The organism is Acinetobacter sp. B-6, assembly GCF_056930735.1.
On the sequence record NZ_JBXPBY010000004.1, the window covers coordinates 47,894 to 61,429 of the forward strand.

Genomic DNA, 13,536 nt, shown 5'->3' on the forward strand with positions numbered 1-13,536 from the left:
CTTTTTTAACCCATCCAGACACGATCTGGAATGTCGGTAATCAACATGTGTCCCGGTGCATGACTAATTGCAAATGGAATCTTTGAGTTCATTACAGCTGCTTGAGGTGTTACACCACACGCCCAAAACACAGCAATCTCGCCCTGTTCAATACGAGATGCTTCACCAAAATCAGGTTGATTAATATCTTGAATACCTAAACTTTCAGGATGTCCAATATGCACAGGTGCACCATGCACACTTGGCATACGTGCGGTAATTTTCACAGCTTCTGAAACTTGATCTGCAGGAATTGGTCGCATGGAAACCACCATATTTCCTGAAATACGCCCTGCTGGTTCGCAACTAATGTTGCTCAAATACATGGGTACATTGGTTTTATCATGAATATGACGGACTTCTATACCAGCATCTTGCAATGCCGTTTCAAAAGAAAAGCTACAACCAATTAAAAATGTCACCAAATCTGGATGATCATTGTAAATCTCAGTTGCATCGGTCACTTCATCGACCATTTCACCATCTTTCCAAATTCGATAGCGTGGAAAATCGGTTCGAATATCTGCATCCAATGCCAATTTTGTGGCATAAACACCTTCTTCTAGAACATCGAGAACAGGACAACTTTGAGGATTACGGTGCGCATATAATAAGAAATCATAAGCCCAATCTTTGGGTACAGAAATCATATTCACTTGGGTCATACCCGGTGCCATACCAGCCGTAGGTCGATCAAAACCTGCACGAATTTGCTGTCTTGCTTGTTGGGTCACTTTTAACTTTTCTGGGTCTACTTTGATATTTTTCAACATGTGTATCTTCCTTTATCCACAAAATGAACGAACCTGAATATCATTTTTTAACAGTTCAGCTTTAATCGCAGCAGACATTTCTAAAGCACCAGCCGTATCACCATGCAAACAAATCGTATCGGCTTGGATCGGGGTAAATACCCCATCAATGGATTCAACTCCACCGTTTTTCAGCATAGACACCACGCGTTGAGCGACAAAATCAGCATCATGCAGCACTGCACCTTGCAAACGGCGTGAAACCAATGAACCATCTCGGTTATAAGCTCGATCTGCAAATGCTTCAGAAACCACTGTTAGCCCTGCTTGACGCGCCTGATCGACCAGATTAGACCCCGCTAAAGCGACCAATACCAACTTGGGGTTATACATTTTTATCGCTGCAATGACGGCTTCAGCCTGAACTGCATCTTTGGCAATCGTGTTATAAAGTGCACCATGTGGTTTAACATAGCTCACTGCCGAACCAGCCACTTTGGCAAGCCCATCCAATGCAGAAATTTGGTAGAGCACATCAGCAATCAGCTCATCCTGAGACAAATCCATATTGCGACGACCAAACCCAACTAAATCAGGATAAGCAACATGCGCACCGATACACACATTTAATCGCACAGCCTGCTTTAATGTTTGTAATATCCCTAATGGATCACCTGCATGAAAACCGCAAGCAATATTGGCACTACTGACCACAGGCAAAATTTGCTCATCATTGCCCATTTTCCATGAACCGAAACTTTCACCCAAGTCACTATTTAAATCGACAAACATCAGCGTACTTCCTTTTTAATTGAGTGTTAGATTGATTACAGTTTAGTGAGATAATTAAATACTGTTGTGAATGACATATATCCCATCCACCATGTCAGTAAGCAGGTCAGCACACCTAAAATCAATAACCATTTTGGATAGTTATAATTGCCCATGAGGTCTTTACGACATGCAGCGACATAGACAAAAATTGTCAAACCAATCGGTAAAACCAGCCCATTAAAACCACCGACAAAGATCAATAATCCAGCTGGTGTTGCACCTAAAACTACATACAACAGTAATGCCAAAGAAATAAAGCTGATGGTGATATAGTTGGTTTGTTTAGCATTTAGATTCTTTTTAAAAGCTGAAATAAATGAAACTGATGTATAAGCTGCACCGATGGTACTACTGATCCCTGCTGCCCAAAAAATCAAACCAAACAGTTTATACCCAAAAGTACCTGCGGCATATTGAAATGCTTGTGCTGCAGGATTGGCATCATGGCTGGCTAGATCAATTGTTGCACCACTGACCACCACACCTAAAAACGCCAAGAACAAAACATAGCGCATGATCCCAACAACCACGATCCCTTTGGTTGCTGCCTTTGCGACTTCATCAATGTTTTCTGGCCCAACAGCACCCTTATCGAGTAAACGGTGTGCACCTGCATAGCAGATATAGCCTCCGACGGTTCCACCGACAATCGTGGTGATAATCGCAAAATCAATTTGGTCAGGCGCAAAAGTTTGTTGAACAGCTTGTCCCACGGGTGGCATGACAATAAAGGCGACAATGACAATTAGAATAATTTTGAGCAAACCCAAAACAATCATACTTTTGTCCATCACCAGTGTGGCTTTTCTGGAAGCAAAAATAAGAATAGCCAATGCACCACTGAGTACACCACCGACTTTGGTGTCTAAACCAAATAAGGCATTTAAGCCAAGCGCTGCACCTGCAATGTTCCCGATACTAAAGAAGAAGCCACCAAGAATGACCAAAAATGCAAGTAAATAACCACTGCCAGGTAAAGCCTTATTGGCAATATCAGAGGCTCGCATCTGAGTTAGGGTCACCACACGCCAAATATTTTGTTGAACCACATAATCAATCAGAATAGAAATCAAGATCGCAAAGCCAAATGCTGCACCTAATTTCACTGTAAATACAGCAGTTTGTGTAAGGAACCCCGGACCCATTGCAGAAGTTGCCATCATAAATATCGATGCAACAATTGCCCATTGACGGTCAGATAATATAGAAGATTTCAATAAAGACATGTATGCGTTCCTCATCCATTTGAGCTTAATCAACGCTATTTCAAGTTAAACAAAGAACATCAATTTTTCTGAAAATATGAAATTCTTTTATCCTTTAAATCTTGAAGATTTTTTTGGTAGTGCCCTACCAAATCTATATTTGAAATAAAAGCATAGGAAATGAGCCAGAACAATCAGCCAAAAAGATTAGCAATAAAATTTTAAAATATTGAATTTAATATGTTTTATTTTAATAATATCATTTTAATAATGATTCATTATAGATAACGATAAGTTCTAATTATCAATAATGTGACAATTTTGGAACTTTAAAAGATCAAATTATGAATCAAAAATAAAGTACAACAGTAATAATTACTTAATTTTTAATTTTATCATTCAACTTTTTCATTGCTTTATCGGAGATTAACACCGCCAAATCCGTTAGTTTTTCCTTTAGAGCAGTATTATTTCCCTGAGTATAAATTGCAGTGAAATGAAAAGTCTTGAGCTGAATCGGGGTATCCAATATCTCTAAGCGACCATCTAAAATTTCCTTGAGTGCAGTCAATTTAGGGACAACAGCTATCCCTAAACCTTGTTCAGCTAAACGTAATAAGGTTGCCAATGAATAACTGGTAATTGAAAGTGGCTCATCTATTGCCTGTTCTTTCATTCGAGCTTTGAGTTCTTTATATGGATAAGTAATTCTTGGATAAGTCAAAATAGTATGCGACATCAATGTACGAAATGACATTTGTCCGATGCCTCCTTTAAAGGAAGGGGATGCTAAAAAACTTAATTCAAAATCACACAGTGAACGTTCAATACATTCAAAGGGTAAAGTCGGTCCAAGCAAAAAAGCCATATCCAAATCCCCTACGCGTACACCTTCTTGCAGATCAGGAGTCAAACTCACCACGATTTCGATAGAAACTTTAGGAAACTCTTTTTGGACTTGCTCCATATATTCCACTAACCATGTGTGTACGATGGTTTCAGAGACACCTAAACGAATTGTACCCGTTAAATATTGGCTTTCAGTAAGCTCAGCAACCAGATCTGTTTCAAGCCGCATAAATTTTTCAGCATACTTGAATAATGTGGTTCCCTTATGGGTGGCTTTGATTTGACGAGAACTACGATCCAGTACTTTAAAGCCAAGATCATTTTCAATCGCAGTAATTTTTTGTGAAATTGCGGGTTGTGTAGTTTGAAGTTTGGTCGCTGCTTTATTAAAACTTTTTAAAGTCACCACCCAATAAAATGCTTCAAGGTTTTTTAAGTTCATGATCCATCTTGACCTTATCTATGAATGATGACGGTATGCAAATCCTTTGCCAGCGTAACGGATAATTGTGTAAATGCATAAGCAGTTTAAATCATGCCAGCAACATTCAAATTACATTTTATCTCCTCAGTAATGCGGTGGACGATTGGTCATTGGATCAAAAGCAGCAATACCTTCTGACAAATCAGCGGACTCTACACGTTGATAAAGTAATTGCATTTGTTTTTTTAAATCAGCAATTTCCAAGCTCTGTTGCACAACTTGATCATTTAATTGTTCGACTAAATCATCTAAAAATGCAATTCGGACTTGCAAATCTTCGATAGGTGCGGAAAATGACGCCTGATCATCAAGATTTTTATGTTTAGTCATTTTTAGTCCTCACTGTGGGATGTTTAGGAAACCGTATGGCCTATATTACTATAAGGGATGTCCAACTTGCGTTTGGTGGACCTGCCCTGCTCGATGGCGCAAACTTCAATTTAGAACGTGGCGAACGAGTCTGTTTGATTGGCCGTAACGGTGAAGGTAAGTCTACTTTACTCAAACTGATTGAGGGAAGTTTATTACCCGATCAAGGTGAAATTGCCTTACAAAACGGAATCACCATTTCTATGCTTGCTCAGGATGTCCCTATGGACTCTGGCAAGGTTGCGGATATTGTCGCTGAGGGTGCAGGTGAAGCTGCTCAAGTCCTCAAAGAATACCACGAAGCGAGTGATGCTTGTGTATTAGGTGATATGGATGCTTGTGACCGTATGGGCAACTTGCAACATAAGCTTGACCTACTTGATGGCTGGGCTTTAGAAACCAAAGTCAATGCTATTCTCAGTAAAATGGGCTTAGATCCAGAAGCTGATTTGGCAGATTTATCTGGTGGTCGTAAACGCCGTGTTTTATTAGCACGTGCTTTGCTTACTCAACCTGATGTTTTATTGCTTGATGAGCCGACTAACCATTTAGACGTTGAAAGTATCGAATGGTTAGAAAAGTTCTTACTCGACCAGAACAACCTCACGCTGTTATTTATTTCGCATGACCGTGCTTTTGTCGACAGTATTGCAACTCGTATCGTTGAATTAGATCGTGGTATTTTACGCAGTTATGAAGGCAACTATTCAAGATATCTCGACTTAAAAGCCCAACAAATGGAAGCAGAAGAAAAACAAAATGCTTTATTTGATAAAAAACTGGCTGAGGAAGAAGCTTGGATTCGTCAAGGTATTAAAGCACGACGTACCCGTAATGAAGGTCGTGTTCGTGCATTAAAAGATTTACGTGAACAGTCTAAAGCTCGTCGTTCGCAGCAAGGCAAAGTCAGTATGGCAACGCAAGAAGCCAATCGTTCAGGTAAGTTAGTCTTCGATATTGAACACTTACGTGTTGAATATGATGGTTACCCGATCATCAAAGATTTTTCTGCGTTGGTTCTGCGTGGTGATCGAATCGGTTTGGTGGGTGATAACGGTGTCGGTAAAACGACATTGGTAAAAGCCATACTGGGTGAACTTGAACATGGGGGTTCGGTTAAAACAGGTACACAACTTGAAGTGGCTTATTTTGATCAACTGCGTAATGCGCTAGACCTTGAAAAATCAGTCATGGCAAATGTGTCGGAAGGCTCAGACTTTGTGGATGTTAACGGTGGTCGCCGTCATATCTACAGCTATTTACAAGATTTCTTATTCTCTCCTGAGCGTGCACGCACACCCGTTAAAGCACTTTCGGGTGGCGAACGAAATCGTATTCTTCTGGCAAAACTATTGCTCAAACCATCCAATCTGATCGTCATGGATGAACCAACCAATGACTTGGATATGGTGACTTTAGAGCTTCTTGAAGAAATGCTCAGTGAATATAAAGGGACCTTGTTGTTGATCTCGCATGACCGTGCCTTTATGGACAATGTGGTGACATCGACTTGGGTATTTGATGGTAAAGGCAATATTGATGAATATATTGGTGGTTATCAAGATTACCTTGAGCAACGTCCTGATCAAAAAGTTGTAGACCAAAAGAGTGATGTAAAAAAAGCCATCGCCAAAGCTGAAGCAGCCTCAGTAGCCGTTGAAGCACCAGTCAAGAAAGTAAAGCTGAGTTATAAAGACCAACGCGCTTTAGAACAATTGCCTGCCGAAATTGAGGCATTGGAAAAAGAACAGTCTGAACTCTCAGAAAAACTCGCAGACGGTTCATGGTTTGTCACAGATGCCGATGCAGCAACACAAGCTTCTCAACGCTTGGCTGAAATCGATGATCTTCTGTTGGAAAAAATGGAGCGTTGGGATCAATTAGAAGAGATGACCAAAGGTTAATTTTTTATTGTTTCTTCCAAAAAACTCCGTAAATCTGCGGAGTTTTTTTATTGTAGCAATACTCTAAAAAATCAGCACAGTTTTCACTCTAGGTATTCCCATCAGGATAAATCGCTAGCATTCCTTGATAAGTATTAAGCGTATAGATCATCTAAAGCTTGGCGCTTTTCAGGACTATGTCCTGCAAAATATAAAAAATGTGCATGAAATTCAGCACCCGTAATAAATAAGGAGGGTTGATCTTTTTTATGTTCTAGCCACTGAAAATCTTTTAAATAAGGCTCTAAATCTGCATAGCTGTTGATCATTCTTTTACTCGTACAATCTCACTTACCAGATGCCATTTAATTTTCTTGGCTTGTTTTAAAACCATATGGTCGTAACATTCTAAAAAACGAGGGGCAATATCGCCTTTCAATAAAACTACATGTTGGCGGTAGTCAGAAAGGTAATTTTCTTCATAACTATTTATCGGATCTATTTCATACTTACCCCCACTATGTACTGGCTGACCATCTAAATCCAACTGTTCATCATAGCGGTAGACGCCATCAATCTCGCATGGTCGTCCAGATTCCAAGTAAATATTCTTTTTTTGGGGTTTACGCTCTTGATAATGCCCACGATCAGGGAAAATATCAGGCGCATCTAAACGTCGAATCCATTTACGACTTTCATCAACATCTAAAACTTGATAGTTATTACCCGTATCCCAACTAATATGCCAATATGCACCATTCCGTAAAGGGCGTAGTGCCTTATTGAGATTAAAATAACTGTCTAAAACAGGTTGATTGCTTGGCAGTAATTGAGGAAATTCTTCAAGTTGAAATAAAAAACCTTCTTGTTGTTGCTGTGGTTTTAAATTAAAGTGCTCACAATATTTTGGAAAAGTTTTAACTTCACAAATTCGTTGTACCAAGCTATGACTAATATAGGTCAGCCAATCAATACTTTTAATGCCATTTCGAATTTTACTTCTTTCACGAATACTAGCACCTTGATAAATCCCCCAAAAGCGTTCGCCTTGTGCCAATGAATAATCACCAACGCCCATTGGCTTAAAGGGTAAAACCCCTTGAAAACCAGCCACTGCATGATATACCCCAAGCTTATCAATACACATTTGGATTAAAGACATCAGGATTTGCTTTTGTTCAAGATCAAAAATCAATTGATTAGGTACATGAAAAGTTAATGTTGAACTATATAGTTTATGCCCTTCCCAACCACGATTGGTAAATGCCATCAGTGCATATTCTGGTGCCTCATCACGTTCGCCTGATGCACAGTACCATTCGATTTGATCATCTGGATCTGGATTCTTTTTAAGAACTTCACGAATACTCGGCATTTCTGTAATATCGGTATAATGGATTTTTCCATTCTTATCAAAATCAATGCCCCAAGTGAAATGCTCTGCAAAATATTGGTTATAAGCTTCAATACATTCGGCTAAAGCTTGGCGTTTTTCAGGAGTATGTCCTGCAAAATATAAAAAATGTGCCTGAAATTCAGCACCCGTAATAAATAAGGAGGGTTGATCTTTTTTATGTTCTAGCCACTGAAAATCTTTTAAATAAGGTTCTAAATCTGCATAGCTGTTGATCATACTGTTGTTTCCTATTTTTTATGAATGTGCCAAAGTGGCAAAGCCTGTAATCAGTAAACCACCACCCACTGCCTCACTTGCACCGATTGCCCCTGCTGTAGCCACTGCCCCACCTGCTGCGCCTGCCAAAACCACTGTTCCACAAATAAAAGCCCCTGCGACCCCAACACTGGCGGTAATTGGAATCATCATGCTTTGATACTCTTGAAGGGGTACAAGTTTGCGATAAAACTGTACTTGTGGTGAGGGGGGCACAATCAATTTACCTAAAGCACCCAGCATACTTGGAATGCCTTTTTTAGGAGTTAAAGCAATAGTTGCTGGGCGAAATGTAGCATTTTTATACGGAGTTAGATTTTTAATCGGCGGATAAACTGGAATTTTTGTTCCGCCACTGGGTGGTTTTCGGGTATCACAATGACAATCTTTATCGGAGACTTCTCGTACTTTTTTGGGAGCAATATCTTCGTAAGCTTCATATTGACCTAGCGCCCAATCATCCTTACCAAACTTAATTTCAACCAAACGCTCAATATTATCATCAAAGGGATAGAAACGCTTCCAATCAATCATCCCTGACATGCGCATTTCAATAATTTCTGCGGCTTTAATGGTTAAAATAGTCAGGTCAGGAATACGAAAATCACCTTTGGCAAGGTTTTCAATTTGGTTTTGCGCTGCACCGAGTGGAAATGTAGAAGGACGATGCATCCGTTCAGGGTTATCACTCATTAATGGTTTTGGAGGATCGCGTGTCATATCGTAACCTACTTCCGCAAGATATGCCCATACCCCAAAGTTTAAATCAGCTTCGGCACGAATCGCTGTTGTAACAGTTTGTTGGTAAAGCTTTTGTCCAATTGCTCCAATTTTAGGGGCTTTACTGGCTGCGCAAATATGTGCACATAAATAAGTTTTATTCATACCCGTTTCTAATTTAATGTCCGTACCTTTGGTACTGGGTTTTGTCGTTGATGGTTTGGTTTTATTGGGACTGGTAGAACCTGAACCACCTGTATGACGTCCAGCCATTTTTCTTATCCTTATTCTTTATCTGTGGTGTGGTATTTGTCGAAATCAGTATTTTCATCATCGTCAAGCGTTTCAAAATTGACTGGCAATTCTTCATGAGTCCACAAATGTTCTGTTTGCCCTTGTGCGTTGGTATAGCCTTCAATGAAAGAACCATCTTCTGACGTTAAACGATATTTTTGATTGACGACTGGGTGATTATCATGGTCATACAAGGTGAAAAATTCATAATACTTTTGAGGTTTAGAAATCAATTGTTCTGGAATGCTTGTATCGCTACGTCCATCACTCCATCCCATTAAGTTCTGACTGGCTTTAACCGTATGCCCGCAACTCAGTACACAACCATCATAAGCAATCTGTCTATCTTGATCGAGATGTCCTATCCAGCCTTGTTGAATGGTTTGAGGACGATTACAGCAAATTGCTTTCATTCCCACTGAAGCGACAGGTCGCCCTAAAATGATATTACTCACATTACCTTCAACCACGACCCCACCACCCGAAGTGCGATCACCAATACAGATATAATAATTAACCATTATATTTTGTTCTCTCTTTAGATATTCTAATAATAAAAAAACATCAAATAAAAAAATTATTTTATTAACAATGACATAAAATAAACATTACTATCAAGAGCAATAGTTAAGTTAAGAATAGCATTAAAAAACAGACTTTTCATTGTTAATTTGAAAGTTCAAAAGGCAACAAATCTTATTTAAAGAATAAATGAAGGCAATACTTTAAGCATTAAAATTAAATAAATCTTAAAAAATTAAAACACTTACCATTCCCCTATCATCTCACTCTACATCATTGCATTTATACTGATTTTCGCTACAAGCACTTCATGATGTTTCCATATAAATGCCTGAATATACAACTATCGAATCTAATTCAGATCTCGAATTATTTAGTGAGAATATGATCATGAAAAAAGTTACATCATTACTTATTGCAGCATTTACAACAGCAGTTTTTGCAGGTTCTGCAATGGCAGCAACACCAGCACAACATTCATCTCAACCAGTGAAAACACATCAGGTTCAAAAACAGCATAAAGCTGGACATGCCAAAAAACATCATGCAGCTGCTCATAAATCAGCAACAGCAAAAAAAGTAGAGGATAAAGCTGCAACTAAATAATCGAGTTAATTTAAACACTTTATAAATCAATGATCCTCATGCTTAAAAGCTACATCAATGATGTAGCTTTTAAATTTTTATCGCTAGAAATAATATAGATAGAGATCATTTTAAAACTTTTGCTTTACTTAAACCCCAATTTTTCAGCGGGCTTGATCAGCCACAATGATAATCTTCTTAATCCTCTATCAAATATAGACTGTTGTAAAATCCAGCAGGTCAAAACAGATAAAATGATACAAATACTCACTTCAATAAAAAGATCGAAATCCAATTGCCAATAACGTGCAACCAACATCACCACAAATCCATGTAATAGATAAACAGCCAGTGTATTTTGCCCCAAGTGTACAAAGTGCTGATTTAAACTTTTAATCCATACAAAAGTCGCATAAATCCCCAATGATGAAATGAGCAGACATGCTAGTCTCATTCCGATTCCTACAGGTATGCTGACTTTAAGTTGCGAATAACTCAAACTGCCATATAACCAAAATGGATTCAGTTGCGTGAAATAGACCAAAATAGCGATCAGCCCTAGAAGAGATAGGCTCAAAACTTTGCTAAAGTGACTTTGCTGAATTTTGACTAAAATCTCTTTTCCATATAGTGCACCAGCAACGAAAAATGGTAAAAAATTAAAAATTCGTCCAATTGAATATTGATAATTGTTCCAAGGGCTTAAACCAATACATAAAGCAAAAATCAATGCAATCAATAGGGGAAATTTTGTTTTTATCAAAAAATGGGTAATCATTGTCCATGCAATCATGCCCAACAGATACCATAGAATCCAGTAAGGTCGTTCAAATAAATTCCAATTGATTTGGAACTGCCCAGACCAGATGGCATCAAAGGCAGGAAATAAAATTTGAAAAGGTAGATACAGCGAAATAAAAAATAAAATATTCTTCCGCCATTTTTTTTCGTTAAATAACATGCCTGAAATAAAAATAAATGCAGGCATGTGTATAAAATAAATAGTCCCCAACAAGGCATGGTTAAATGAGTCATCCCATCCAATCATTCGTTCGAGGAAGTGTCCGAGAACCACAAGAAATATAAGGGTTGCCTTACAACTGTCTAAGTAAGTATCTCTCATGATCAAATGGTCGAGAATAATGATTGATCATCATTATATACCTAAAATCTGTAATTGATTTTGCTCAATCTCAGCAAGAAGCTGTCGATAAATTTTAAAATTTTCTAAATCAAAACAGACAAAATTGACTTCTTGTAAATGTGTTGTTTGCTCCAAAAAATCTGTCGTGGCTTTGATCGCAATCGATGCTGCATCATTTTTTGGAAAACGATAGATTCCTGTAGAAATATTGGGAAGTGCCAGTGTATTCAATTGCTGTTGTTCCGCCAGTTTCAGACTATTGGTATAAGCGGATTCAAGCAGTAGAGCTTCTCCTTGTTGCCCATCTTGCCAAGTCGGTCCCACAGTATGAATAACAAAGCGACTGGGTAATTGTCCAGCTGTTGTGATTACGGCTTCACCTACTGCACATCCCCCTTGTTTGGCACGAATTTTTTGACAATCAGTTAATATTGAATCCCCACCTTTCCGATGAATTGCTCCATCTACACCACCACCGCCAAGTAAAGAGGTATTTGCAGCATTTACAATCGCATCAACCTTTTGCAGTGTAATATCACCTTGAACTAATCGAATAATTTTCATTTTACTTCCTTGCTCATCATTGTTGATGATGATTCACATCTCGAGTTTTCTTCTTTAAACGGCTTCATGCTACACTTCTTTCAGTTTTAACCACCCCCAAATTTACAAAATTGCTATGAGTAAAAAGCTTCAATACGAACCTGGAAAATTTTATTGGGCATTTTTACATCCAAAATATTGGGGAATATGGATTGCAATTGTGTTCTTGATGTTACTAGCGATCTTACCTTGGGCAATTCAACACCGACTCGCGACGGTATTAGGAAATATTGCCTTTGATCGACTTAAATCACGCCGTGAAACAACTGTACGCAATTTGGAAGTCTGCTTTCCAGAATGGTCATCGGAGCAAGTACTTGAAAATTCAAGACAAGTCTTTGTTGACCAAATGATAGGTGTATTTGAAACTCTGAATGCATGGTATTCCCCACAGTGGTTTAAAAATCGTGTCAGTATTGAAGGCTTAGAACATATTACAACTGCAAAACAACAAGGTCAGGGCATATTACTTTTAGGTACACACAGTACAATGCTCGATGCAGGTGGTTATTTATGTGCCCAATTCTTTGAACCCGATGTGGTGTATCGTCCGCAAAATAATCCTTTGTTAGACATGCTGATTTATCGTTGCCGTGCAACCATTTATAAGGCACAGATTGATCATGACGATATGCGAGGATTGATTCGCCACCTCAAGGAAGGCGATGCGATTTGGTACAGCCCTGATCAAGATTTTGGACTGAAACAAGGCGTGATGGCGCCATTTTTTGGTACACCTGCGGCAACAGTAACCGCACATCGACGCTTATTAAAAATATCAAAAGCTGTGGCGATTCCTTTGTATTTTTATCGTCATGGAGATATTAAAAATCCAAAATATCATGTCTTGATTGAACCTGCCGTCGAGCCCTTACCGAGTGATGATGAATTGGATGATGCTATTCGTGTCAATAAAATCATCGAGAATCAACTTCGGATCGCACCCACACAATATATGTGGTTCCATCGTCGTTTTAAAACCCGTCCAGAAGGTTATGAAAAAATTTATTAAGTTCTTACTTTTATTTGGCTCGAATTTTAAAATCAAAAAAGCAAAGTTAAATATCCTGTAATATCGTTTCAAACATGGGCTAACAAATATAGCCGATTCAATCATCATCAAATTTCACAAATTGATATGTATTGATATGGCTATATTGGTCTCTCATTTTGAGCTGTTGCTTATCCAGTGAAATGATTTCTAAATCTTCATTTTTTGACTTGCCTGAACCATCATCCCATAGAATCCTCATTTGTATGCCATCTTGAGTTGAGTTTAATGCTTCGATAAATCCTGTTTGATCTTGAGTGATGAGCAAATAATAAGACGAAGCTTGAGAAAAACTGATTTCGGTTAAATCTTTGCGTGAACAAGGTTGCTGGCAATGATAAATACGGCGATTGAGACGTTCCCAAATCTCGCTGGATTGTAAATCATTTAAATTCTGTTTGTTCTCTTGCCGTCGTTCAACCTCTTGAGACTTTTGAACCTCAACACTCGACTTTTCACAGCCTGTTAAAATTAAATTTAAGCAAAATAGTAGAATTATTTTTTTCATTTGATTGTGGATCATCATTCAA

General features: G+C 38.5%; 14 protein-coding genes and 1 pseudogene. 3 read left to right on the forward strand and 12 right to left on the reverse strand.

Annotated elements, in window-relative coordinates:
- Positions 1-5 precede the first annotated feature (5 nt).
- The 5 genes and pseudogenes from AC1Z3T_RS06275 to AC1Z3T_RS06295 form a co-directional block, all read right to left on the reverse strand.
- Positions 6-812 carry a putative hydro-lyase gene (locus AC1Z3T_RS06275; RefSeq protein ID WP_100886020.1) on the reverse strand — a complete coding sequence of 269 codons (807 nt, stop codon included), beginning with the start codon at positions 810-812 and terminating at the stop codon, positions 6-8.
- A gap of 12 nt (positions 813-824) precedes the next feature.
- Positions 825-1,583 carry a LamB/YcsF family protein gene (locus AC1Z3T_RS06280; protein ID WP_046760413.1) on the reverse strand — a complete coding sequence of 253 codons (759 nt, stop codon included), beginning with the start codon at positions 1,581-1,583 and terminating at the stop codon, positions 825-827.
- Between the two features lie 35 nt (positions 1,584-1,618).
- A pseudogene (locus AC1Z3T_RS06285) lies at positions 1,619-2,870 on the reverse strand (NRAMP family divalent metal transporter).
- Positions 2,871-3,209: 339 nt separating this feature from the next.
- Entirely contained in the window at positions 3,210-4,121 is a 912-nt protein-coding gene (gene mumR, locus AC1Z3T_RS06290; protein ID WP_004826621.1) for a LysR family transcriptional regulator MumR, read from the reverse strand.
- Positions 4,122-4,247: 126 nt separating this feature from the next.
- Positions 4,248-4,493 carry a SlyX family protein gene (locus AC1Z3T_RS06295; protein WP_004826619.1) on the reverse strand — a complete coding sequence of 82 codons (246 nt, stop codon included), beginning with the start codon at positions 4,491-4,493 and terminating at the stop codon, positions 4,248-4,250.
- 35 nt (positions 4,494-4,528) lie between these two features.
- Here AC1Z3T_RS06295 and AC1Z3T_RS06300 point away from each other — a divergent pair, with 35 nt between their 5' ends.
- Positions 4,529-6,436 (forward strand): ATP-binding cassette domain-containing protein, encoded by a 1,908-nt coding sequence (locus AC1Z3T_RS06300; RefSeq protein ID WP_009586161.1) that lies wholly within the window; start codon positions 4,529-4,531, stop codon positions 6,434-6,436.
- Between the two features lie 134 nt (positions 6,437-6,570).
- Here the strand turns inward: AC1Z3T_RS06300 and AC1Z3T_RS06305 are convergent, their stop codons facing one another.
- From AC1Z3T_RS06305 to AC1Z3T_RS06320, 4 genes are read right to left on the reverse strand one after another with little or no spacing between them, the layout of a single operon-like run.
- Positions 6,571-6,744, reverse strand: a complete 174-nt coding sequence (locus AC1Z3T_RS06305; protein ID WP_167387369.1) for a hypothetical protein — start codon at positions 6,742-6,744, stop codon at positions 6,571-6,573.
- Positions 6,741-8,048 carry a type VI immunity family protein gene (locus AC1Z3T_RS06310; protein ID WP_042085065.1) on the reverse strand — a complete coding sequence of 436 codons (1,308 nt, stop codon included), beginning with the start codon at positions 8,046-8,048 and terminating at the stop codon, positions 6,741-6,743. Before AC1Z3T_RS06310 ends, AC1Z3T_RS06305 begins: the two co-directional genes overlap by 4 nt.
- Positions 8,049-8,066: 18 nt before the next feature.
- A complete protein-coding gene (locus tag AC1Z3T_RS06315) occupies positions 8,067-9,080 on the reverse strand; it encodes a hypothetical protein (RefSeq protein WP_042085068.1) in 1,014 nt (337 codons plus the stop codon).
- 11 nt (positions 9,081-9,091) lie between these two features.
- Positions 9,092-9,622 carry a PAAR domain-containing protein gene (locus tag AC1Z3T_RS06320; protein ID WP_042085071.1) on the reverse strand — a complete coding sequence of 177 codons (531 nt, stop codon included), beginning with the start codon at positions 9,620-9,622 and terminating at the stop codon, positions 9,092-9,094.
- Positions 9,623-10,013: 391 nt separating this feature from the next.
- Between AC1Z3T_RS06320 and AC1Z3T_RS06325 the strand changes: the two genes are divergently transcribed.
- Positions 10,014-10,229, forward strand: a complete 216-nt coding sequence (locus AC1Z3T_RS06325; RefSeq protein ID WP_010590781.1) for a hypothetical protein — start codon at positions 10,014-10,016, stop codon at positions 10,227-10,229.
- A 124-nt stretch (positions 10,230-10,353) separates the two neighbouring features.
- Here AC1Z3T_RS06325 and AC1Z3T_RS06330 read toward each other — a convergent pair whose 3' ends face one another.
- Both AC1Z3T_RS06330 and AC1Z3T_RS06335 read right to left on the reverse strand, forming a co-directional pair.
- A complete protein-coding gene (locus AC1Z3T_RS06330) occupies positions 10,354-11,331 on the reverse strand; it encodes an acyltransferase family protein (RefSeq protein ID WP_042085074.1) in 978 nt (325 codons plus the stop codon).
- A gap of 33 nt (positions 11,332-11,364) precedes the next feature.
- Entirely contained in the window at positions 11,365-11,916 is a 552-nt protein-coding gene (locus AC1Z3T_RS06335) for an O-acetyl-ADP-ribose deacetylase (protein WP_046760415.1), read from the reverse strand.
- Positions 11,917-12,031: 115 nt separating this feature from the next.
- Here AC1Z3T_RS06335 and AC1Z3T_RS06340 point away from each other — a divergent pair, with 115 nt between their 5' ends.
- Positions 12,032-12,967, forward strand: a complete 936-nt coding sequence (locus AC1Z3T_RS06340) for an LpxL/LpxP family acyltransferase (RefSeq protein ID WP_046760416.1) — start codon at positions 12,032-12,034, stop codon at positions 12,965-12,967.
- Positions 12,968-13,064: 97 nt separating this feature from the next.
- On the opposite strand, the gene AC1Z3T_RS06345 is transcribed toward AC1Z3T_RS06340, so the two are convergent.
- Entirely contained in the window at positions 13,065-13,514 is a 450-nt protein-coding gene (locus AC1Z3T_RS06345; RefSeq protein ID WP_228136531.1) for a membrane lipoprotein lipid attachment site-containing protein, read from the reverse strand.
- Positions 13,515-13,536: the final 22 nt, after the last annotated feature.

Coding starts and splice junctions, on each gene's coding strand:
- mumR (WP_004826621.1), bottom strand. CDS start 4,121: ATGAACTTAAAAAACCTTGAAGCATTTTATTGGGTGGTGACTTTAAAA.
- AC1Z3T_RS06310 (WP_042085065.1), bottom strand. CDS start 8,048: ATGATCAACAGCTATGCAGATTTAGAACCTTATTTAAAAGATTTTCAG.
- AC1Z3T_RS06335 (WP_046760415.1), bottom strand. CDS start 11,916: ATGAAAATTATTCGATTAGTTCAAGGTGATATTACACTGCAAAAGGTT.
- AC1Z3T_RS06325 (WP_010590781.1), top strand. CDS start 10,014: ATGAAAAAAGTTACATCATTACTTATTGCAGCATTTACAACAGCAGTT.
- AC1Z3T_RS06295 (WP_004826619.1), bottom strand. CDS start 4,493: ATGACTAAACATAAAAATCTTGATGATCAGGCGTCATTTTCCGCACCT.
- AC1Z3T_RS06315 (WP_042085068.1), bottom strand. CDS start 9,080: ATGGCTGGACGTCATACAGGTGGTTCAGGTTCTACCAGTCCCAATAAA.
- AC1Z3T_RS06280 (WP_046760413.1), bottom strand. CDS start 1,583: ATGTTTGTCGATTTAAATAGTGACTTGGGTGAAAGTTTCGGTTCATGG.
- AC1Z3T_RS06330 (WP_042085074.1), bottom strand. CDS start 11,331: ATGAGAGATACTTACTTAGACAGTTGTAAGGCAACCCTTATATTTCTT.
- AC1Z3T_RS06345 (WP_228136531.1), bottom strand. CDS start 13,514: ATGAAAAAAATAATTCTACTATTTTGCTTAAATTTAATTTTAACAGGC.
- AC1Z3T_RS06275 (WP_100886020.1), bottom strand. CDS start 812: ATGTTGAAAAATATCAAAGTAGACCCAGAAAAGTTAAAAGTGACCCAA.
- AC1Z3T_RS06305 (WP_167387369.1), bottom strand. CDS start 6,744: ATGATCAACAGCTATGCAGATTTAGAGCCTTATTTAAAAGATTTTCAG.
- AC1Z3T_RS06340 (WP_046760416.1), top strand. CDS start 12,032: ATGAGTAAAAAGCTTCAATACGAACCTGGAAAATTTTATTGGGCATTT.
- AC1Z3T_RS06300 (WP_009586161.1), top strand. CDS start 4,529: ATGGCCTATATTACTATAAGGGATGTCCAACTTGCGTTTGGTGGACCT.
- AC1Z3T_RS06320 (WP_042085071.1), bottom strand. CDS start 9,622: ATGGTTAATTATTATATCTGTATTGGTGATCGCACTTCGGGTGGTGGG.